This window comes from Clostridium sp. CS001 (genome assembly GCF_020443565.1).
In the GTDB taxonomy this organism is placed as follows: domain Bacteria; phylum Bacillota; class Clostridia; order Clostridiales; family Clostridiaceae; genus Clostridium_AD.
Window position 1 is genome coordinate 68,304 of record NZ_JAIZZN010000006.1, and the last position, 23,232, is coordinate 91,535.

The window sequence follows — 23,232 nt, forward strand, 5'->3', positions numbered from 1 at the left end:
TCTACAACATATTCTACATTAAATCAAAAAAAAACAGATAAACCATTAATATTATATGCCACTGGACATACTTATGGTTTTATCTGTTTTAAAAGCATTAAATTGTAGATTATTTACACACTAGCCTTATATTCTTCCACTTCTTTTTTATTTGCTAAAACAAAGTGCCCAGGCTCTACTTCAACCCAAGAAGGAGCATCGCTGCTGTAGTCATGACAACTTGGATCATAAAATTCTAGCTTCTTTTGCCTTTCTGCTCGTGGATCAGGTAAAGGAATAGCTGAAAGCAATGCACGTGTGTATGGATGAAGTGGATTTGCAAAAAGTTTTTCAGTTTCTGCCAGTTCCACAATCTTTCCTTTATATATTACTGCTATTCGCTGCGTAATAAAACGAACTACCGCTAGGTCATGAGCTATAAACATATAGGTCAAGTTATTTTTCTTTTGCAAATCAGAAAGTAAATTTAAAACTTGGGCACGTATGGAAACATCTAAAGCAGAAATGGGTTCGTCTGCAATAATGAGTTCTGGTTCCATCACCAAAACTCTAGCAATACCTATACGTTGGCGCTGTCCTCCAGAAAATTCATGTGGAAATCTACTTGCGAATTCCGGTAATAAGCCTACATCTAGCAGTGCCTGTGCTACCTTTGCTTTACGTTCTTCTTCGCCACTATAATTTTTATAATTAATCATTCCCTCGGACACTATATAATCTACCTTGGCTCTCTCATTTAAAGATGCCATAGGATCTTGAAAAATCATTTGAATTTTTCTTGTTACCTCTGCATCTAGTTTAGCAGGTATCTTACCATTGATTTTTTCTCCTTTGAAAAGTATCTCGCCACTTGAGGCTTTGTTAATTCTTATAATAGCTCTACCAATAGTAGTTTTTCCAGAACCTGATTCTCCCACTAAACCAAAAGTTTCTCCTTTATAAATTTTAAAGCTTACATCATCTACCGCAGTAAAGGTTTTATTTTTATGCTCTCCAAACTCTACTTTTAGATTTTTAACTTCTAGTACAACTTCCCGCTGGGCATTATTCATGTTCTTCACCCCTCCATTGTTTACGCATTATTGATATGGCCTCAGGCGGTTCTACTTTTGGTGCCCGTGGATCTAAAAGCCATGTTCTTGCTTTATGAGTGGAACTTACCTCAAAATAGGGAGGTCTTTCTACAAAATCTATTTTTAATGCCTTTGGATTTCGTGGTGCAAAAGCATCGCCTTTAACTTCATTAAACAAATTAGGCGGCGTTCCGCTAATAGAATATAGGTGCTCACCTTTAACCCCTAATTGTGGAAGGGAGGAAAGTAATGCCCAAGTATAGGGATGTTGTGGATTATAAAATATCTCCTCCGTCATGCCAATCTCTACAATATCACCGGCATACATTACAGCTACCCTATCCGCTACTTTTGCTACCACTCCCAAGTCGTGAGTTATATATATTATAGTTAGTTTATATTTTTCCTGTAAATTTTTTAGCAGTTGCAATATTTGTGCCTGTATTGTTACATCTAAGGCTGTAGTTGGCTCATCACAAATTAGAATTTTAGGTTTGCAAGCTACAGATATAGCTATTACGACCCTTTGCCGCATTCCGCCTGAAAATTCATGAGGGTACTGTTTGTATCGTACTTCTGGATTTGAAATACCCACATCTCTTAATATTTCAAGAGTTGCGCCTTTTGCATTTTCTCCTTTTAACCCCTGATGAAGTTCTACAGCTTCTTGAATTTGTTTTCCAACTGTTTTTAGAGGATTTAACGAGGTCATAGGGTCTTGAAATACCATTGCAATTTCTTTACCTCGAATTTTCAACCAATCTTTTTCAGCTTTAAATTTTGAAATTTCATGCTCTTTATACTTTATAATTCCTGAATCTATCCAACCATTTCCATCTAACAAACCAATAAATGATTTTGTAAATACAGACTTTCCTGAGCCTGATTCCCCTACAATAGCCAAGCTTTCTCCTTCGTATAGATTTAAGGAAATTTCTCTTATTGCCGTAAGCACTCTTCCTCTAAGGCGAAATTTAATCACAATATTTTCTGCTGATAGAACCACTTTATCTTTATTTAATGTATTCATATTAAACCCCTCCTACACATGATTTCTTGGATCTGCTGCATCGGCAAAAACATTTCCCATAACATAGAAGGATATGGTTATAATAGATAGTACCACTACAGGGAAAATCAATTGGTAACGAAGTGTGGGAATCATCATAATTACTCTTCCTTCATTAATTAAGTTGCCAAGGGACGGTATGTCTAAGGGTAGCCCCAATCCTATATAAGTTAAAAAAACTTCAGAACCGATAGCACCAGGAATCGCCAATGCCATTCTAAGCATAATTACAGAAACTAAGTAAGGTAGTAGGTTTTTTGTAATAATACGATGGGTAGGTGTTCCAAGACAACGTGATGCTAAGTTGTACTCCCTGTCCCTAATTATTACAATTTGATTCCTAACAAAACGTGCCATGCCTAGCCAGTTAATAGAACACATTGCAATAATTAAAGTGGAAAGACTTGGTCTTAGGATATAAGCTAAAAGAACTAAAATAATAGTTGTGGGTATATTATCTAATACATTATAAATTGCTGTTATAATTGTATCTAACTTACGAACATATCCCCACAATGCGCCCACTAAAATACCTGCAATAGCTTCCCAAATACCTACAACTACACCTATAAATAGGGATGTTCTAGTACCACTCCATATTCTTGCCCATAGATCCTGCCCAATAGAGTTTGTTCCAAACCAAAATTCTTTATCTGGAGCATGATTTCTAAACTGCAACCCCGTGGCTGGATTATTGTAAATAGTTAATGGAGACTTTTGACTAGGCAAATAAGGCTGTATTATAGTAAATAACACCAGTAATATTACCACTATTAGCAAAAATGTCGCCACCTTATTAGCTAAGAATACTTGGCAAGTAGACTTCCAATAAGAATAATTAGAATATCCAACCTTCTCGCCATCTCTCTCATCTTGATTGGCAAAGCTAAACAATGATTCATTTATTCCTTTGGCAATATTATCTAATTCCTTATTCTTCATCTTGACCCACCTCGACTTCCTAGTTTAATTCTTGGGTCAATTCCAGCCATTAATAAGTCGCCAAGCAAAAGACCCATAATACCTAAGGCTGAATAGATTAATACTAAAGCTTGAACCATATTGTTATCCTGTCTTTGTATTACATCAACAAGTAATCCACCCATTCCAGGTATGGAGTACAAAGATTCAATATAAATAGAGCCAGATATAGTTAGTAAAAGTGAAGCCGGAAGATACTGTGCCATAGGTACAAATGCATTACGCAAAACATGCTTCATCATAATTGTTTTATTACTTAGCCCTTTAGCCCTTGCAAGCTTGATATATTCTTTATTTAACTCATCTACCATATAGCGTCGCATCCACATAGCATATCCTGCAATACTGCCAAGAGACATAGAAATCACAGGCAAAATCCAACTTTTAGGATTCTCTACCTTGAAGAGAATTGGTAATTTGCAAAGGTCCGTAACATATAATTGCAAGAATAAATAGTACACCGCTGCTGGCACTGCATTAATGAGCACAATATAACCAGTGCCCATCTTGTCCCAAAACTTGCTCTTATTTCTGGTCATTAATACTCCTAAACTAATACCTAGCACCAAGGAAATAGCCATAGCTGATAGTCCAAAATATAAGGAATACTTAATTTTCGACTTAATTATTTCCGTTGCTGGAACTTTAGGTCTATACACAATGGATTCTCCTAAGTCACCAACCGCCAGCTTTTTATAGAAGTTTCCAAGTTGAATATGTACAGGATCTTTAAGTCCCATATTTCTCAAAATTGTTTCCTTTTGGACTACATCTAGCTTCTCATAGCCCTGTCCAAAATAGCCTTCTTCTGGCATTAGTCTCATGAGAAGAAATATAACGGTTACTATAACAAATAATGTGAATATGGATTGCACCAATCTTTTAAATGCGTATTTTAACACCTGCGCTTCCTCCTTTTCATGGAATGTAATAATACCCTAATAAGATACATTAGCAAGGAGTATTATTAAATAATCCTTGCTAATATTCATACTCCCTTTATTTTTTTTGTGCCGCTTTTAATGCATCTGCACGTTCCTTTTCCCACTCAATAAACCCTTTTTTATATTCTTCTGTATTTATAGGCTTGCTTAAAAGTTTCTGTGCCTTAAACTTATTTCCAGAGACACCAAAAGGTGAATAAAGTGAAGTAAATGGATCTAGGTAAGAAGCTACAAAACCGCCTCCACCAATAGCATATGGAATAACAAAGGCTTGATCAATAAGGAAGGCCTCTGCTTCTGCGAAAAGCTTATCTCTTTTTTCAATATCCTTTACCTCTGCTTTAGCTGCATTAATCATATTTTCATATTTATTTTTTCCATTTGCTTCTTTATATTCTGTTGCTAATTGTGGCCAATTATAGGTACCAGATGGTGCGAATGGGTCTGTATAAGTTTCTGGATCTGCATAGTCTGGTCCCCAGTTACATTCCATAAGTCCATAATTTGCAGCTCTTCTTGTTGCCTTTAAGAAACCAGTAGTTGGATATGGCAATAAAACAACTTCAATATATTCTTTTCCTAAAACATTTTCCATTTGTTGTTTTATAACTTGTGCACGATTTGTCCAATCTGAAGCTCCTGTATTGTAAGGCATTACAACTTTAACAGGGAAGGATGCTTTTCCATTTAATTCACTAAGAGCCTTTTCTTTGAATTTAGTCGCTTCTTTTGCATCAAAAGAATCTGTTGCTGCAAACTTACCTAATTCTCCAAGTTTAGTATAATCCTGTCCCTTGAAATCTACAAAGTTTTTAGGAGTAATAGTATTAGAAAGTCTTCTTTCTGGTTCAAAGGGCTCTGAAGTCATCATAGCCGCCTTTTTATCTAATGCATGGAATAAAGATTTTCTAAAGTTTAAATTATTTACGGCTATACGCCAATTTTCAGGTTCATATTTAGCTTCAAATTTAGGGTCAAAATTAAGAGCATAGAAATAAGTATAGAAGGTAGTAGCTGCTGGGTGTACTTTTTCTTTTTTAGTAGCATCATTCATCCAATTGTCAATAGAAGATGTTGGAATAGTAGTACTACTAATCTCTCCACGTAAAAATAGTTCTGGTGATAAAGTATCTGCTTCTTTGTTATAGCTATAAGTTAACTTTTTAATAAATACATTATCTTTATCCCAATAGCTGTCATTAGCAACAAATATTCTATTTGTCTGTGGTTGGAAGGTTTGCATTATATATGACCCGTTGTATAAAATATTATTGTTATCTGTACCAAACTTATCTCCTACTTCAGCTAAGAATTTTCCATTAACAGGGAAGAAACATACATAAGTAAGCATGGATAAAAAGTATGGTGTATTTCTTTCTAATGTATATTCAACCACATATTTATCTTTTGCTTTGATCCCCACCTCTGCAAAGTCCGTAATTTCACCTTTATAGAATTTTTCTCCATTCTTTAAAACACCATAAGCTATATTTGAAGTGTTCGAATTATTTTTAGGATTTAAAACATACTGCATGGCATCTACAAAATCTTGTGCCTGAACTTCTGCGTATTCTTTTCCTTCACTGGTTACCCATTTTACGTTTTGTCGAAGATTAAAAGTCCAAACTAAACCGTCCTCGGATACCGACCAATCTGTTGCAAGCGAAGGCTTTACAACTCCATACTTGTCATGTTCTACTAAGCAATCCACTGAATTGGCCGCAACTGCAAATTCATTTTCGTTTGCGGTAATTAAATAATTTAATGTACTAATTTCTCCTGAATATACTGTAGAGTATTCTTGCACTGCTGCTACATTGGCTTCATCTGCCTTCTTTCCACCAGAACTACATCCAGATAAAACCATGCATAGGATAATTGCCATTGACACTACCTTTTTCATAAAATTACCCCCCTGTTTTATTTTATTTAACCAAAATTACAAAGAACTTCGGCTATAATCCTTTTACTAGATTAAATCATCATTTGCTACGCTACAATGAGAACATCTTTCCTTCTAAAATGTGGTTAAAGCTGATTCTATAAGGGTGAACTTGCAGCAATCTGCATCTAGAATCCCTTCTACCCCCATTGGCACAGTTATCTTTGGAGTACAATGACCAGCCATGAAGTTAAATATAGTTGGTTTTTGAAGTGGTAGAATTATATCATGAAAAACCTCCTCTAAAGTAAGATCAAAGTCTTCGGATTCTGGAAGACAATCTCTAAAGTTCCCTATAATGATACCCTCACATTCCTGTAGTTTACCTGAAAGCTTTAGCTGGGTAAGCATCCTATCTACGCGATAAGTTGCCTCTGAAATTTCCTCTATAAATAAAATCTTCCCTTTAGCATCTATTTCATAAGGTGTTCCAATGGTAGCTGCAAGCAAGGAGAGATTTCCACCAATAACTTGCCCTGTTGCTTTTCCTTTAACCATACATTTTATATCCATTCCCGGTGGATTACTAAGTTCACCTAAGGGTTCTGCTATTGTAATTGCCTTAAAGTAGCTCTCCATTGAAAAATTATCAAACTCACCGATCATATCTGATGCAGCCATAGGACCATGAAAGGTTATAAGCTTACATATTTTATTTAAGGCTACATGAATTGCGGTTATATCACTATATCCTATAAAAACTTTTGGATTTTTTTTTATTTCCTCATAATTTAGTAAATCTAAAATCCGCGGTGTTCCATATCCACCCTTAAGGCAAAATATACCATCAATACTTTTATCTTGAAACATCTTATTTATATCTGCTGCCCTAACTTCATCACTTCCAGAAAGATAACCATAGCTTTGGCTACAACTCTCTCCTACTACTACTTGGAAGCCTTGCCTTTTTAGTACTTCTATAGATCTTTCTAAGCCATTATCAACTGTCACAGGACTAGAAGGTGCCACTAGCCCAATACGCGATCCTTTTTTTAAGGCCTTTGACTTTATCACTTTGCATAACCCTCTTTCTTAAATATATTCCTCTTCCAAACCTACTATCTCATTTTTTAATAAATCTTCATAAGTTTCTCTTCTAACCATAAGGGAGGATTTCCCACCTTTCACCATTACCACAGCTGGTCTTCTTAATTTGTTATAATTACTGGCCATAGAATAGTTATAAGCTCCCGTATTATATACCGCTAATATGTCTCCTGCCTCAATGTTTGGAACCTTTATATCCCAGATTAATATATCACCGGATTCACAACATTTCCCTGATATTGAGACCTTATTATTTTTAGCTTCCTTCATTTTATTTGCAATATCGCCTTCATACTCTGCATCATACATGGAAGGCCTTGGGTTATCGTTCATACCTCCATCTATGCTTACATAAGTTCTTATTCCCTCTATTTCCTTGATTGCTCCTATGGTATATAATGTAATACCTGCAGAGCCTACAATCCATCTTCCTGGTTCAATTAATAAACATGGAAGCTTCATATAATTTTTTTCACATTTTCGTTTTAATATTTCTACCATAGCGTCTGTGTACTCTCTAGGTGCTTTAGGCTCATCTCCTTCTGCATAATGAATTCCAAAACCGCCACCTAAATTTAATTCTTCAATCTCTATTCCTAATTTTTCTTTTATTTCAACCATAAAATTCGTCATAATACTTGCTGCTTGCCTATAAGATTCCACATTAAAAATTTGAGAACCTATATGGCAGTGTATTCCTTTAAATTTTAAGTTAGAACAATTTAGAATTTCCCTCACCGCTGATAGAGCTTTACCTCCATCAATAGGAAATCCAAATTTAGAATCTAATTGCCCTGTAGATAGATATTCATGGGTATGTGCAGAAATTCCTGGTGAAATACGAAGCATGCCATTCACTTGTTTTCCCATTTCTTTTGCGATTTTTTGCAAAAGCTCAAGTTCATGAAGATTATCAATAACCATGCACCCTATATGGTTTTTTACTGCAAATCGAATTTCTTCCTCTGTTTTATTGTTGCCATGAAAATATACCCTTTCTGGAGGAAATTCTGCTTTTAATGCACAATACAGTTCTCCACTAGAAACTACATCTAGTCCTATACCCTCTTCTTTTATAATTTTGCACATTGCTAAAGTGAGAAATGCCTTACTTGCATATAATACCTTTGTATTATCATACTTTTGTAAAAAATCTCTTTTTAGTTCTCTGCACTTATCCCTTATGCAATCTTCGCTAACTACATAAAGTGGTGTTTCATATTTTTTTGCTAGTTCAACAGTATCACAGCCTGAAAATATAAGATGTCCATTTTCATGAATTGACATATATCTGCTATTGTTCATAAATTCTGTCCCCTCCTAATAATGAGATAATACAATTATTAAATCTATACTCATTCTTATAGCAAAATATATGCCAATATTAAATAGAAGTTCTTATTAGTAATTTATTCTAAATTAAATTTATTTCAAATTAAATTCTTTTATCTTTTCATAAAAACAAGTTTTGCCTATGCCAAGCTTCTCCATAGCTTCCTTTTTGTTGCCTTTTGTGATTTTTAGAGCTGTTTCAATAGATTTTTTTTCAGCTTCCTGCAATACTACCTTTAAAGGTAAAATACAATCTTCTACACTATACAATTCATTTTCACTTGTATTTTCCGATCTTTTGTTAACCTTTAAATGTATATGTTCCTTAAAAATAATATCTCCATCCATTATATTTACTGCTCTTTCTAGGACATTTTCTAACTCTCTTATATTTCCTGGCCAATCATACTCCATTAAAAACTTCATGGCTTCTTGTGATATTCTCTTTTCTTCGCATCCAATTCTTTTACTAAGCATAGGTAAAATTTTGTGAACTAAAAGATATATATCTTCTTTTTTTGTCCGCAAAGCCGGAATATATATTGGAAATATATTAATTCGATAGTATAAATCTTTTCTGAAACCGCCTTTTTCCACTTCTTCTTCTAAATCCTTATTAGTGGCTGTGATAATTTTTACATCTACAGAAATAGATTTTATTCCACCTACCCTGCAAAAACTTTTATTCTGCAATGCCTCTAGAAGTTTTGCTTGCAATTGTAGCGGCACTTCTCCTATTTCATCTAAAAATATAGTTCCACCCTCTGCTGCTTCAAAAAATCCTTTTTTCCCTTCTTTTTTTGCCCCTGTAAAGGAACCTGATTCATACCCAAAAAGTTGACTCTCTAGTAAGCTCTCAGGAATTGCGGCACAATTAACATATATATATGGACCCCTTTTCCTTTTGCTTGCCTTATGAATCTCCTCTGCTAGCAATCCTTTTCCTGTACCGCTTTCCCCAAGAATTAATATATTTGATTCAGAACTAGCTGCCTTTTGTGCAAGATTAATTACTATTTTTACACTTTCACTTTCTCCTATTATTTTTGAAAAGCAGTCTTTTCTCTCTTTTTCCTGCATCCATTTACTTTCCACTTCATTTAAAGAAGCAATGGCAAAATCCCTTGCTTCTATTGCATGTTTTAGCTCTGTTATGTCCTCTACCTTAAGTAAGGCCCCTATTACTTCATTGTTTTCTGTAACCTGTATTAAGGAGCATCTCGTGGGTCTTCCGTTAATCTCCTTAATCTTATTTTCATAGCATATATTCTTACCTTGTGCTGCGTCTAAAAATTCAATAATATTTGTTTCTTTCGGATGAGCTTCAAAAATATTCTTTCCAATTACGTCTAATATTTTTGTATTATCTCCCTTTGCAGAATATGGTTTACCATATAAAACATTTTTAATATGCTCTCTCCTCACTGTATATCCCTTAGCTTGATAAAACTTAACTTTTTCCTTTTGTCCATCTATAACCGCCATATGTCCTAATGCATTTATATATTCACAAGAAAAACATTCCCCATTTATTTCAATGTTAATAACTTTATCTTCAAAATTAATTTCTGCACTTATTTTATATCCCCTTATATTCTTCTTTAGTATTAATGTCTTCTTTCCTATTTTGCTAAAAGCACAAAATCCTTCTCCTTCCTTGCTTCCAACAACACCAATTGCAACTATCGCATCGCCTTTTTTAAGGTCTTTTCCATCAATTCCAATAAGTTTAAAATCCTTTTCTTCTAACTTTCCATCATCCTTACCTAAGCAGTTATCTGCAATTACGACGATGTCTCCCTCCTCAATTTTACCACCTTCATGTCCAACTCCTTGATTATAGATAATACCAAAAATCTCTTTTGCTTTTCTATTATAAAGTACAATTTCACCTTTACAATCTATTCCGATAATTCCTTCTTCCATGTTCTCAAGAGTAGATTCTAAAAAATTTTTATCTTCCACTGACTTCACCTCTACATAATGTTAAATAAAAAAATTATTTGTCCTGATGTCATTTTATCACAAAATTCTGAATTTTATAAACTATTTTTAAGGAAAATAAAAAAGGCTATATAGCCTTTTTAATAAATTATTCCATGAATCTCCTTAAACCCAAAACCAGGCTCCTCTGAAATAGATATTTTACTATTTTGAAACTCAGCGCCACCTTCTACAGGATCAGTACTGCATAACACAGGACCATCTAAATCAATTTTAGTGATGATACTTTTAGCTGCTGCTAAATGAACTGCAGCTGTAACACTTACCTTTGCTTCTAGCATACAGCCTATCATACATTCTACGCCATATATTTCAGCTATAGAGCATATTTTTAATGCATTATTAATTCCACCGGTTTTCATCAATTTAATATTAATAAGGTCTGCTGCTCTAAGTTGCATAATTTTCAATGCATCCTTAGGAGAAAATACACTTTCATCTGCCATAACAGGAATGGATACATTGTCAGCTACAAATTTTAAACCTTCAATATCATGGGCATCTACAGGCTGCTCGACAAATTCAATCTTCAACCCTTCATCCTCCATTCTCCTTAAAGCATATACTGCTTCTTTGGGCTTCCATCCCTGATTTGCATCAATCCTTAAATCTACATCATAACCTACTGCCTCTCTTATTGCCTTCATCCTTAGTATATCTATATTTCCGTCCATTCCAACTTTAATTTTTAAGGTTTTATAGCCTAAATTTATTGCTTCAATACTATCTTGTGCCATTTGAATAGGATCATTTACACTAATAGTAATATCTGTGGTAAGCTCCTTTCTATACCCGCCTAAAAGCTTATATACAGGCGCCTTATATAGTTGTCCATATAAATCATAAATAGCTATATCCACTGCCGCTTTTGCACTAGTGTTTTTTACTACGCACCCATGTAACTTAAGCATTATGCCTTCCAAGTTTTCAATTTCCATGCCTATTATAGCTTTTCCTATATGATCCTGTATTGCCCCAATAATTGCACCACTAGTATCTCCTGTAATTACCCCTGTAGGTGGTGCTTCTCCATACCCCACATTCCCTGTATCTGTTGTAATTTTTACAATCACATCCTCTACAGAATTTACTGTCCTAAGTGCTGTTTTAAAGGGTTTCTTTAATGGTACTGAAATACGTCCAATCTGCAAACCTGTTATTTTCATAATTTGTCTGACCCCCTATTTTGTAAGCCTTTATCTGTAAAATACTCATATACCAATTTAGATGCATCTCCAATAATCTTTTTCCCACCTGAATCCTCCTTGCTATTCCAAGTAAACATAACAAAAATATAATCCTCTTCTTGGGTGTATACAATGCCGGCATCATGATTTAAATATGGCAACCCCCCTGTTTTATGTGCAATATGTACATCTTCTGAAACATCTCGTTTCATTACGGAATCATCTAGCTGCTTTGACAGAATATATAGCATTTGTTCACTATAAGAGGCATTTATTACTTTCTTTTCATAGAGAGAAAGCAAATACATGCTAACATCTTCTACCGTTGTGATATTATCGCGCCCCTCCTCTTTTGCTGCATAGTCCAACATCTTTCTTGCTATAATAGTATTCTTCATTCCCTGTGCATTAATAAAGCACTGAATATACTCCATACCAAGGAGAGAAATAAGCACATTTGTAGCAGTGTTATCACTTTGAATAATCATAAGTGTAATTAAATCTTTAATACTATAGCTGTGCTCTGGTTCTAATAAAGCTATAATGCTATAGGGAATTCGGTCCTCCTCTTTAATACTAATTCGCTGATGCAAGGTAAACCTATCTTCCTGCACACCCTGGAAAGCAGCACCCATAATAAATAGCTTAATAATGGAGGCCGAGGATACTCTTGTGCCTTTATTGATATAAAAACATTCCTCAGTAGAAAGACCTTTAATAAAAAGTGCATACTCTGAATCTGCCTTATAAAGTGTTTCTTTTAAAATTTTTTCAAGCATATGGTTACCTTACCCTTTCAATTTAGTCCAAGCTTAGGAACTCCTCTAACTGTACATCCACCAAAGAATATTTGGCATAGTCACAGTCTTCAAAATGCCACCACTCTGTATCAATGGTTATAAAACCATACTTGTGCATCTTCTCTGTTAAATAATCTAAATTCTTTTTTTCAATATGAGCCATATTTTCATTTTTCCTAGAGGCTCTCTCAGTAAAATCATCAAATTTAGATGGCATTTGTAGCTCTACATTATTTGCATCTACCAATGTTACATCAACTGCCGTGCCATAGTTATGTCTAGAAGGTCGAATATTAGGATTGGCAATAAATCTTCTATCTTGAATCATATTCCAAAACATATGCTGCACATATATGGGACGATATGCATCCCATATTTTTAGCACATATCCCTCCTTTTTAAATTCCTCATTGGCAAGTATTAATTTCTTTGCTGTATTTTTTTGAAGTATACAGGCATCAATAGGATAAACTATTCTTTTTGTAAAATTGTCAGTAGTAGCATATTTAAGATCTAAAACAAAACTTGAATCCATAGAAGTTAATAACACCAACCCCTGAATTTCTTTGCACATTGAAATCACGCCCCCTCATCAATGTATGCTAATATGATTAAATATAGCAAGTTTAATGCCAAGTATCTATATAATTATTAAAATTTCTTTTATATATTTTAAGTTTAATAGATTGAAAATTCTATATTTATAATGTTATCATAATTATACAGAGTTGTTAAGTTTATTTATTCACCTTAAAAAAATTCATTCCGAATATTCGGAACCTAGTCCGTATATTCGGAATCCCTATTGAAAATGAGAAAGGAAGAGATAATATGATTAATTCCCAATCTTCTATTCCTGGCACTAAAAAATTCATGTTAGAGAGCGCTTACTGGCTTAATAAGCTAGATACTTGCGAAGACCTCCTCATGGACAAGAACGCAATTATAGATTTCAATAAAAAAACTTTTAAAAAAGTTAATACCATGTGCAATATTAGGGAGCATAAAGAATGTCTAACTAGGGAGGAGCTTCAACATATCCTTGGGGCTTATACAATTCCAAAGGATATCAGATATGACATAAAAGGATTTGAAGTTAAACAGGCTTTTTATATTGCACTAATACAAAACACCAATTTGGAGGAAATTCAGGATATAAACACTGTAAAGTTTGGAATATCAGTTAAAAATACAAGACTTAGAAGTTTTCCAACAGAAGAAGGTATTTTTAAAGATAGCGGGTATATTGAATTTGATTTATTTCAAGAAACAGAATGTTCCGCTTTAGATGCCGTTGCAATATTACATGAAAGCTCTGATAGAAATTGGTTTTACATACAAATGTACAACTATAATGGGTGGGTTAAAGCTTGTGATATTGCTATAGCTAAAAATAAAGAGGAAATTTTTAATTATTTAGATACAGCTCATTTTTTAATGGTAATTGGAAACAAAATAGGTACTCAATTTAATCATTATGATGAAAGAGTATCACGAAAAGACTTTTATATGGGAACAAAAATCCCACTGGAAATAGAGCCAATTTCAAGCATAGGAAATCAATCCTCTTTTCTTCAACATGTTGTAAAAATTCCAGTACGAGATAATAAAGGTTTTTTAGAATTTAAACATGCTCTTATATCCCATAAAGAAGAGGTAACCATTGGATATTTACCATACACAAGAGCAACTATTTTAAATCAAGCATTCAAACTTCTTGGTGATAGGTATGATTGGGGAAATAAAAATAATGGTAGGGATTGTTCAAGCTTTCTTATGTGTGTTTATAAAACTGTTGGGATTATTTTGCCTAGAAATGGTGGTGACCAAGAAATCGGTGAAGGAATTTCCTACATCTTTGATAAAAATGCTACCCTTGAAGAAAGAATAAGAATCTTTGAAAAAGTCAAGCCAGGTGCTGCCATATTCTCAGCTGGACATGTTATGCTTTATATAGGAGAAGATGATGGTGAGGATTATATGCTCCATGATTTTAACAGCTACGGGAAAATGTGCGAGGATAACACCTTGGAAAAAATATATGTAAATGAAATTGCTGTAACCTCCACTCTTCTACTCGCTTCTAAAGGCAATAAATACATTGAGACTTTTACTTCTTTATTGCAGTTTGAACTTGAACAAGGGAATTCCTAGTGCCACCCACGTGGCAAGTGGCAAGTGGGTGGTGCCTTTAAAAGCAACAAAGATTGGAAATATAACTTCCAATCTTTGTTGCTTTTTAAAACTTATGCATTGTCCTTATTAAGTGCTTATCACTTGTTTATTCTTGTATTTCACTTGTATTTGCTGTTTTTCCTGTTAATTCATCTTGAAGTACATCTAAATTATCACGAAACACAGAAAGATCTCCATATATCTTTTCAAACGAAGATCTTTGGAATGTAAATGTAGTATCATATTTTGATTCATCTAGCTTTCCATCAGACTGCGAATTACGAAATGCAAAGGTAACTTCATCAAGATTATCAATCATGCAAAATGCTACTAAGGCGTTCAATCTAGAGTTTATCTCAACAACAGAATTTGGTGTAATAATAGGCCACTCCCCTTCATATTTTGCATTTGATGCTGCTTCGTAATATATTGTAAGACCATAAGGTTTTTTACTAGTTTCCATTGAGGTGTATTGCTGCCCAAAATCACTACTAGGGGCAGGTAAATTCCCAGCAATACCCGAAACCTTACTATTATCGCCCACATACGGGGTTTTATATTTTGATATTTCAGGCAAATCGTAGGATATCATATCAACTCTTACAACAAATCCATAGCTAACAGTTCCTTTATCTTTAAAATTTAAACTTAAAAAATAAATATATTCCCCTGCATCGGTCGGTCCCTGTAAATATAAATTTCCATTCATAAAGCTTGGCTTCACTGCTTGAAATTCTGTCAATTCACCTTTTTTATAAACAGATATTTTATCTATTGTAAAATCACGCCTTTTATCTATTTTAAGATTCTGCGTACCTATTATTAATTGTTGTTTTGCCGTTACATTAACTGTATTCTCAGATTTGTATTGAAAGTTTCTAGGGTGGTCCGAATCAGATTGAATGTATTCGCCACGGTTCTTCCAGGAATAGCTACCAGTTAAAGCTACTTTCGTTTTTACATATTCTGCACTAATATATATCTTGGGTGGATTATAATTGTTAGTACCAACACTTGCACCAAGTACTATAGCACCAATAATTGTAAAAACAAGTATTACCCCTGATAATACTATAATAATTCTTGATTTTTTACTGTAATTCATAATTGCTATCAGTCTTTCCTTTAAACTTTTCTTCTCTTCGCACATAGTTGCCTGTAATACCTGTGCAGAATATTTATGCTCAGCTACAACAGATATTAATGTGTCCCCATAATCCTGTTTTTCTTCTGGTTTAAGATTTTTAATAACCGCCTCATCACAAGCTAATTCACAGGCATGGTTTATTTCCTTTTTAATAAAATACATAAATGGGTTAAACCAGTGGATTGATGCAGCTATCATAGTTACCCATTTTACTACTATATCAAAACGCTTTAAATGTGAAATCTCATGAAGCAAAATATTTTTAAGCTGCTTTTCATTAAAGTCAATATCTGGAATTATAATGTATGGTCTTAATATTCCAATTAACATTGGAGTGCTCACAAATCTATTTCGTACAAGTCTCACATGCTTTTTCCTCTTAAGTAGGGTGGCTAACATTTCATTTTCTTTCTCATGGGCTGATGTATTTCCTTGTTTCACATATTTGAAAAACCTTGTATATCCAATTAAGTTAACTATAAGTACTGTTGTTGCTCCAAATAACCATATATAGATTACATACTGATTAAATATATCCCTAAAATATCTACTGTGGTCAGTATCATCGTTATAAACCCCATTTGCTATATTTTCTTGAACTTTAGGTAATATTGATGAATTAATTACATTATCACTTGTGCCTTCAATTGTTTTGAAAGTACTGTCAGCACTTACCTCTTGAGGATTTTTATTACTATAAAACACACCATTCATGATGCTATTTTCAAAAGAAAAAGGAATTATAAGTCTTAATAACACTACTATCCATATATAATATTGTAGTGACTTTGATAATTTATTCTTTATAAAAGGCTTAATGGCAAATATTAATACTGCAATGATGCTCCCAGATAGTGAAAGTGATAATAATAGATTAACTGTTTCACTTGTCACTATCATCACCCACCTTGAATAAAGTATATAACTCCTCAATGTCATCACTATCGAGTTTTTTACTTCCTAAAAGGGATGCTACAAGGTTTTTTGCACTTCCAGAGAATAGCCGATCAATTAAGCTTTGGGTGGTATATTCGCTATATTCTGCCTCACTAACCAAAGGCTTATAATAGAATACTTCCTTTTTAGTTGCTAAAACAGCTCCCTTTTCACAGAGCCTGCGAAGTAATGTTTTTATTGTAGAGGTTTCCCACTTACTCTTTTGTTCAAGTGTTTTCCTAATTTCAGCCATAGGAAGTTCATAGCCTGCTTCCCATAATATTCGCATAACTTCAACTTCGGAATCTGTTATTTTTGAAACTAATATACTCATACGAATTCCTCCTTTAGGGTTACATACGTAACCTTAAGTACAGTTTACAACTGTAACCTTCATATGTCAATAAATAATTTATATTAGTGCCACCCACGTGGCAAGTGGCATGTAGCAACTTAAATATCTTTCATAAACACACAAAAAAATATTTTATATTTTGAAAATTCACACTTATTTTATCCATTTATCAGTAAAATATTTGTTGTTTTTTGACGAAATACTGTGTATAATTACTCACTGAAATACTGTTATATTGGGGGTAGATTAATGGAAAAAATGTCCTTTGAAGTTAGGAAAGCTATTACTAGCGACATTGAAGAAATACGATTTCTAGCAAGCGAATCTTTTAGAATGTATACAGAAAATGCAGGAATTACAGATCTTATTGCCCCTCTCGAAGAAACCTATGAGGATGTTAAAAACGTAATAGAAACCACTGAAGTTTTTGTTGCCCTATTCAATGAAGAAGTTATTGGCAGTGTACGAATTGAAATCAAGTCTGATAATACTGCTTATCTAAGCAGATTTGGCGTCTCATCTTCACATCAAAATAATGGTATTGGTAAAATATTAATGAATGCAGTTGACAACTCAATGAGAGAATTAGGCATTACCTGCTTATATCTTCATACCGCATCTAGAATGTTTTCACTTATTAGATTTTATTATGGAAGAGGCTTCTTTATCGAATCAACCACTAATGATCGAGGATATATTAGAGCACTGCTGTGCAAGGAATATGAATCTGACTCATTAGAACTTTCTGTAGTTTAAGCTAGTGCCACCCACGTGGCACATGGCAAAAGTGACAACCCCTATCACATAAATTAGTTACAGAGACACTATTTTGGTTGATTTATTCCATAAATTAAATACTTACTGACACTTGAGCTACCATTGTCAAAGATGCCAAACCACACCTCTCCATCTCCTACCATAACACCTTTATAATTAACAAAGAGTTTTTCATTTTTTTGATTAACCAATGCATTTTTTACTTTTTCAGTGATTATTAAGTCATAATTTTTAACAAATTCATCCTTAGAATTAACGTTAATATTAGCACTAGTTAACGGATACTTAATATACTCTGCAACCTTTTCTTTTTCACCCTTAGCCACTAATTCTTGAATAGTCTTAAAAACTCTATCAAATTCATCAGCATCATCTATTCCAGCAACACTATACCTATTAGGATCACCTTTCTTGATTTCTGTTTTCCCTTCTACTTTTTCCTCAGTCTTAGGTCCTGATTTTTCTTCAATTTTAGTTTGTGTGTTATTCTTTGGTACATCTATACTATTTTTGTTACTACAAGCAGATATTGTTGTAGCCACTATACTTACTAATAATAATGCTAATACCTTTTTATTCATTGTTTTCCTCCTGATTTTTTATTCCCTTACAATATATATTATACTGAAAATTAAATGTTAATGTGTTACAAATGGTTTACAACTCCTAGATAGTGCCACCCACGTGACAAGTGACAAAAATTCCAAGCTTAATATTCAAAAAGACTGCACCATGATCTGAGTTTATTCAAATCTTGTTGCAGTCTCTAATATTACTCCACTTGTGTTATAAGTCTCTTCATAATATCTCTTAATTTCACTTCAAAAACATCCTCAGGAGCTATAATTATAACTAATTTTATACCATTATCTGATTGATCCCATTTATACGCTTTAATATCTAGAATCGCACCTTCAGGAACATATTCCTCAATATCCATTGCAATTTCTTCTGCTAGTGAAAGGTATTCTTCAAATAATTCATCTTCTGAAAGTTCACTAATGTTACAGTCCTCTTCCATCAATTCAATTAAGATATTTATATCTACACTCAAATTATATGCTAAAATATCATCTCTCCTTGAACCTTTGCTCATGTCTTTAAGTACTTTAAACTCAGTATTTTTCTCGATTATTTCCTTTATATCTTTGCTATCTACAATTTCATTGTTAAATTCTACGTACATATCTATTCCTCCTTATGCCTTAGTGCCACACACGTGGCAAGTGGCAAGTTACATCCTACTACATTATACTATTTTATTCCGAGAAATCAACTTACTTATAGTCGAAGCTACTTAAATAGCTCTAATAGCTCTTCTTTTGTAAGTTTTCCTAAGACATCGCTATTAGTAAGCTCTCCTGTAATTACACTGTCTATTAAACTTTTTTTATTTTCTTGAAGCAGAATGATTTTTTCTTCTATAGTTCCCTTAGCAACTAATTTAATTACTTCTACTACATTTCTTTGGCCAATTCTATGAGCTCTATCTGTTGCTTGATGCTCTACTGCGGGGTTCCACCAAGGATCAAAATGAATAACTAGATTTGCTGAAGTTAAGTTAAGGCCTGTTCCACCTGCTTTTAGGGAAATTAAAAATACTCTTGTGTCACGACTACTGTTGAATTCATCTACCAATTTAACTCTATCTTTAGGTTTTGTTTTGCCATCTAAATAAAAGTAAGAAATTCCTTTTTCCTTTAAATTATCTCCTATATTCTTAAGGGCCGAAGTAAATTGAGAGAACAGTAAGACTTTGCCTCGTGAGTTTATTTGTTTCTCAATTAACTCCGTGGCAACTTTTAGTTTTCCACTTCCACCTTTGTATTCATCAATTATAAGAGAAGGATCTAAGCAAATTTGCCTTAGCTTTGTTAGATAAGAAAAAACCTCTATTCTGCCTTCACTATTGTTTTTCATCTTATTCCTGATAGTTTTAATATAAGCTTTATATACAGCCTTTTGAGCTATTGTCATCTCAACTATAAATTTCTTTTCTATTTTATCTGGCAATTCTTTCATTACTTCATTTTTAGTTCTTCTTAAGAGAAAAGGTTTAATTAACAATTTTAGTTCTTCTAAATCTCCTTTTCTTTTAACAGGAAATTTTGTTTCAAAGATTTCTTTTGAGTATAAATAATCTGGCATTATAAAATCAAAGATAGACCACAACTCTGTTAAATTGTTTTCAATAGGTGTACCTGTTAAGGCAAATCTTACTTTGGCTTTAACTTCTTTAATAACCTTTGTGTTTTGAGCTAAGTAATTTTTTATATTTTGAGCTTCATCAATAATGCAAAAATCAAAAATAATATCTTCATATTGCTGTATATCCATTCTTAATGTTCCGTAGGTTGTTAATATTACATCATAATCCTTAAAATTATCTATTAGTTTAAGTCTCTCACTTTTTTCTCCATGAATTATAGATATTTTTAGACTAGGTGCAAACTTTTCAAGTTCCGCCTTCCAATTATAAATAAGAGATGTAGGACTAATAATAATAGTTTTTTTATTTTCCTTGGCGACGGATAAGAGAAATGCTATGGTTTCAATAGTTTTACCAAGTCCCATTTCATCTGCTAGTATCCCTCCAAATCCTAAAATACTTAAGCTTTTCAACCATTTAAATCCCTCTATTTGATATTCACGAAGTGTAGCATTTAAGTCTACAGGAACCTTTATATCCATAGTGTCTATAGTCATTAATGTGTTTTCTATATCCTTTAACACTTCAATGCCTTTAATAAATTGAAGGTTATTGCTTTTTATTTTTTCGTTTAAATAGATCTCCTTATTTTTATCTATTTGCATTAAACCACTTTCTATCCTTTCACTAGTACTTAATGCATCTATTAGATTAAAGAAACCTTTAACTCCATCATCTTCAAAGTCCAGAAAGTTATTATTCTTAGTTTTATAGAACCTATTATCTTCCTTAAAACTTGCGAGTATACTATTTAATTCGCTATTTTCAATGTCCTTAATTCCATAGGAAAAGTTATAGTAACCATCATCTTCTTGAAGTTGCGCTTCAATGGAGTTAAAGTCGTATATTTCCCTATGTTTAAGGCCTTTTCCAAAGGTAACATTTCCAAGGAAATGTAGATTGTTTCCACTTCTACTTAAGATATCAAATAGTTCCTCATCTCCGCCTATAAAGAGTAGCCTTTCATTTCTTCTTATAAACCTATATTTCTCAAGTTCCATAAGGACTTTACCTTCTTTTTTATAATCCCGAGTAATAACATCTTTGCTTTTATCATCCGTTAATATGTTGATTTTCTCATTACCATAAGTGATTTTTATATCACAATAAATATTTTCACCTATGTCATATATATGAAATTCAGGCTTTATGAAATTTCCTGCAAAGGCTTTTACCTCTTCACTAATGTTAACATTACCTGAAATACGGCTTAGTAAGGATGTAAGTTTGTTATAGTTTTCAATGTTCATATTGTATAGTATTTCACCATTTTTCTTTAATTTTTCAGATAAAAGAATATATATTCCAACTTGATGCATTGACGGTAGGTAAATCTTCCAATTAAATAAATACACATCATTATTATCATTTAAAGATACTGGAAACTGCTTATGAGTAGTTAGGGCAAATTGTTGATTTTTAATTTTCAATGTAAATGTTAATGGTAAATCCCTTTCCAAAACCTCAGCCTCAAACTCAAAACTATCATAATTAAATTTGATTTTCTTATTTTTAAGTTCCATTAAAAACATTCTTAAATCTTTAGGCTCAATTCTTGTTTTTATATTACTTATTGCATGCTGTGATTCATAATAAGTTGGTTCTTTTGAAACTTTACGAACTAACTTTATAATACTATTTGCACTCTTCTTATTTAAATTGTTCTCTTTAGGATTTTCATTTCCACAAGTATTATCTTTTACTGCAAAACTAAAGAACCTATATGCTGTTGCATTTATATGACTGCACATAAATAAGTTACCCTTAGCAGAAAGTTCTTTAAAATCCTCACAAGTACATCTTACTCCATCTAATCTTTTCTTTAATAAGTCTATTTTTATATAGGTGCTTAATTCACATGATTTAGCCTCATTGCTTACACTACCATAAATGTGATATATATTTTCGATATTCTTGCCCTTAATCTTAGTAACTAATCCACTATTGAATGCCTTTTCACCTTGGCTTCTCATGAGCATAGATGATGACTTAAATACTATACTTTCTAATTCTTTTAACTTCAAAAAAATCACCTCCATAGCTAGTGCCACCCACGTGGCAAGTGGCATCTTTACAAATACAAAATATTAATTAGTTCACTAATTTCTTGTAATGATTCTTTATTATCCCCTACTAAAAAGTTCTATTATCTCTTTTCTAATTCTTATGCTATCCTCTAGTTTGCATATAAGTTCTTTTAACTCACTCTGCAGCTTATAGATTATGTTCTCTACACTTCTTTTCTTTTCTATGGTATTGCTTAGAGAGTTTTTTATTTTAGATTGCACCATCCAATCACTAATAAGCCCATCAAAAAAGTAATCTGCAAAAGTTTCGAAACTACTTATATCTATGCCTAGATTTACGCTTGATATTTGTGAGACATCAGCAAGTTCTCTATTAAAACTGTTTAAACAAGACTGAACTTCACTAGCAGCATCCTTTGCCTCATCTATTTTTGAGTGCTTTACCATAGTAGCTATTGCACCTCCACCTAGCATGTCCCAAGTACCCCAACCTTCTGCACTTTTTAATGAACTTATCATACCATTTAAAGCATCTAACACATTATTACCTGAATTTATTGCTTCCTTCACTTCTTTTATATTATGATTGAGGTCCGCCTGTGTATCCGATAGTTCTGATAGCTTAGATGCTTTTTCCATATCAATATTTATAATAACTTCTTCTATTTTCTTCAGAAGTATTTCGTAATCATACTCCGGCATACCTATAGCCTTAATCTTACCTTTTACATTCTCTTCCTCTTCCTTTAGATGTAAAAGTTGATGCTTACAGTCCTCATACTTCAATTTTGCTTCTAAGAATTCCTTCTTCTCTTTATTAATATGCTCTGTCTTATTACCTAGTACTGAGTAAAAAATTGATGCTATACTAAGACCTTCTAGCTTTCTTATATCCCCCTCTTCTCGCATTAAACTTTGCTCTAATAATTCTAAATCTATTTTCTTGTTTTTAATCTCTAATTTAAGGCATTCTAGCATTTTACTTAGCTTATCCTTCATTTGAAGATCACCTTTTGTTCTTATAAGCTTATCATTTAATTTTTCATACATAATAATCCCTCCATTTATACATCCTCATCCAAATTATACCACAGTACCCTTCTAGGTAGTATAACCCCTAGCTAAACAAAAAACAATTCCCACTTATAAAAAAATGTGATATACTACTATTACATTAATTTTCCACATATATATGGTATATATATACATGTACCACTTTCACTTCTG

At 33.0% G+C, this 23,232-nt stretch carries 19 protein-coding genes; 2 read left to right on the plus strand and 17 right to left on the minus strand.

Features of this window, described 5'->3' with window-relative positions; translation table 11 throughout:
* Positions 1 to 113: 113 nt before the first annotated feature.
* The 11 genes from LGK97_RS06010 to LGK97_RS06060 form a co-directional block, all read right to left on the minus strand.
* Positions 114 to 1,052 carry an ATP-binding cassette domain-containing protein gene (locus LGK97_RS06010; RefSeq protein ID WP_226258844.1) on the minus strand — a complete coding sequence of 313 codons (939 nt, stop codon included), beginning with the start codon at positions 1,050 to 1,052 and terminating at the stop codon, positions 114 to 116.
* The gene (locus LGK97_RS06015; protein ID WP_226258845.1) at positions 1,045 to 2,103 is read right to left on the minus strand and encodes an ABC transporter ATP-binding protein; all 1,059 of its coding nucleotides are present in this window, start codon (positions 2,101 to 2,103) and stop codon (positions 1,045 to 1,047) included. Before LGK97_RS06015 ends, LGK97_RS06010 begins: the two co-directional genes overlap by 8 nt.
* Positions 2,104 to 2,115: 12 nt before the next feature.
* Positions 2,116 to 3,084 (minus strand): ABC transporter permease, encoded by a 969-nt coding sequence (locus LGK97_RS06020; RefSeq protein WP_226258846.1) that lies wholly within the window; start codon positions 3,082 to 3,084, stop codon positions 2,116 to 2,118.
* Positions 3,081 to 4,025 carry an ABC transporter permease gene (locus LGK97_RS06025; protein ID WP_226258847.1) on the minus strand — a complete coding sequence of 315 codons (945 nt, stop codon included), beginning with the start codon at positions 4,023 to 4,025 and terminating at the stop codon, positions 3,081 to 3,083. The genes LGK97_RS06020 and LGK97_RS06025 overlap by 4 nt, the downstream gene beginning before the upstream one ends.
* Before the next feature lie 97 nt (positions 4,026 to 4,122).
* Positions 4,123 to 5,970 carry a peptide ABC transporter substrate-binding protein gene (locus LGK97_RS06030; RefSeq protein ID WP_226258848.1) on the minus strand — a complete coding sequence of 616 codons (1,848 nt, stop codon included), beginning with the start codon at positions 5,968 to 5,970 and terminating at the stop codon, positions 4,123 to 4,125.
* A 114-nt stretch (positions 5,971 to 6,084) separates the two neighbouring features.
* Entirely contained in the window at positions 6,085 to 7,023 is a 939-nt protein-coding gene (locus tag LGK97_RS06035; RefSeq protein ID WP_226258849.1) for a S66 peptidase family protein, read from the minus strand.
* Positions 7,024 to 7,041: 18 nt separating this feature from the next.
* On the minus strand, positions 7,042 to 8,361 hold the full coding sequence (gene lysA / locus LGK97_RS06040) for a diaminopimelate decarboxylase (RefSeq protein ID WP_226258850.1): 1,320 nt from the start codon (positions 8,359 to 8,361) through the stop codon (positions 7,042 to 7,044).
* A gap of 120 nt (positions 8,362 to 8,481) precedes the next feature.
* Positions 8,482 to 10,353 carry a sigma-54 interaction domain-containing protein gene (locus tag LGK97_RS19925; protein WP_226258851.1) on the minus strand — a complete coding sequence of 624 codons (1,872 nt, stop codon included), beginning with the start codon at positions 10,351 to 10,353 and terminating at the stop codon, positions 8,482 to 8,484.
* A gap of 119 nt (positions 10,354 to 10,472) precedes the next feature.
* A complete protein-coding gene (locus tag LGK97_RS06050) occupies positions 10,473 to 11,558 on the minus strand; it encodes a dipeptide epimerase (protein ID WP_226258852.1) in 1,086 nt (361 codons plus the stop codon).
* Complete coding sequence (locus LGK97_RS06055) at positions 11,555 to 12,358, minus strand: serine hydrolase (RefSeq protein ID WP_226258853.1); 804 nt, start codon at positions 12,356 to 12,358, stop codon at positions 11,555 to 11,557. Before LGK97_RS06055 ends, LGK97_RS06050 begins: the two co-directional genes overlap by 4 nt.
* A 22-nt stretch (positions 12,359 to 12,380) precedes the next feature.
* The gene (locus LGK97_RS06060; protein ID WP_226258854.1) at positions 12,381 to 12,953 is read right to left on the minus strand and encodes a M15 family metallopeptidase; all 573 of its coding nucleotides are present in this window, start codon (positions 12,951 to 12,953) and stop codon (positions 12,381 to 12,383) included.
* A 257-nt stretch (positions 12,954 to 13,210) separates the two neighbouring features.
* On the opposite strand from LGK97_RS06060, the gene LGK97_RS06065 reads away from it, so the two are divergent.
* Positions 13,211 to 14,533: an SH3 domain-containing protein gene (locus LGK97_RS06065; RefSeq protein ID WP_226258855.1), complete on the plus strand. Its 1,323-nt coding sequence runs from the start codon at positions 13,211 to 13,213 to the stop codon at positions 14,531 to 14,533.
* Positions 14,534 to 14,660: 127 nt separating this feature from the next.
* Here the strand turns inward: LGK97_RS06065 and LGK97_RS06070 are convergent, their stop codons facing one another.
* Positions 14,661 to 16,595, minus strand: coding sequence for a M56 family metallopeptidase (locus LGK97_RS06070; RefSeq protein ID WP_226258856.1), 1,935 nt, complete (start codon positions 16,593 to 16,595; stop codon positions 14,661 to 14,663).
* The gene (locus tag LGK97_RS06075) at positions 16,585 to 16,971 is read right to left on the minus strand and encodes a BlaI/MecI/CopY family transcriptional regulator (RefSeq protein ID WP_226258857.1); all 387 of its coding nucleotides are present in this window, start codon (positions 16,969 to 16,971) and stop codon (positions 16,585 to 16,587) included. The genes LGK97_RS06070 and LGK97_RS06075 overlap by 11 nt, the downstream gene beginning before the upstream one ends.
* Positions 16,972 to 17,241: 270 nt before the next feature.
* Between LGK97_RS06075 and LGK97_RS06080 the strand changes: the two genes are divergently transcribed.
* Positions 17,242 to 17,748, plus strand: a complete 507-nt coding sequence (locus LGK97_RS06080) for a GNAT family N-acetyltransferase (RefSeq protein ID WP_226258858.1) — start codon at positions 17,242 to 17,244, stop codon at positions 17,746 to 17,748.
* A gap of 68 nt (positions 17,749 to 17,816) precedes the next feature.
* Here the strand turns inward: LGK97_RS06080 and LGK97_RS06085 are convergent, their stop codons facing one another.
* The 4 genes from LGK97_RS06085 to LGK97_RS06100 all read right to left on the minus strand — a co-directional run bounded on the left by LGK97_RS06085 (position 17,817) and on the right by LGK97_RS06100 (position 23,055).
* Complete coding sequence (locus LGK97_RS06085) at positions 17,817 to 18,350, minus strand: hypothetical protein (RefSeq protein ID WP_226258859.1); 534 nt, start codon at positions 18,348 to 18,350, stop codon at positions 17,817 to 17,819.
* Between the two features lie 191 nt (positions 18,351 to 18,541).
* Positions 18,542 to 18,955, minus strand: coding sequence for a hypothetical protein (locus LGK97_RS06090; RefSeq protein ID WP_226258860.1), 414 nt, complete (start codon positions 18,953 to 18,955; stop codon positions 18,542 to 18,544).
* A gap of 107 nt (positions 18,956 to 19,062) precedes the next feature.
* Complete coding sequence (locus tag LGK97_RS06095; protein ID WP_413228422.1) at positions 19,063 to 22,011, minus strand: DEAD/DEAH box helicase; 2,949 nt, start codon at positions 22,009 to 22,011, stop codon at positions 19,063 to 19,065.
* Between the two features lie 90 nt (positions 22,012 to 22,101).
* Positions 22,102 to 23,055 carry a hypothetical protein gene (locus tag LGK97_RS06100; protein ID WP_226258862.1) on the minus strand — a complete coding sequence of 318 codons (954 nt, stop codon included), beginning with the start codon at positions 23,053 to 23,055 and terminating at the stop codon, positions 22,102 to 22,104.
* Positions 23,056 to 23,232: the final 177 nt, after the last annotated feature.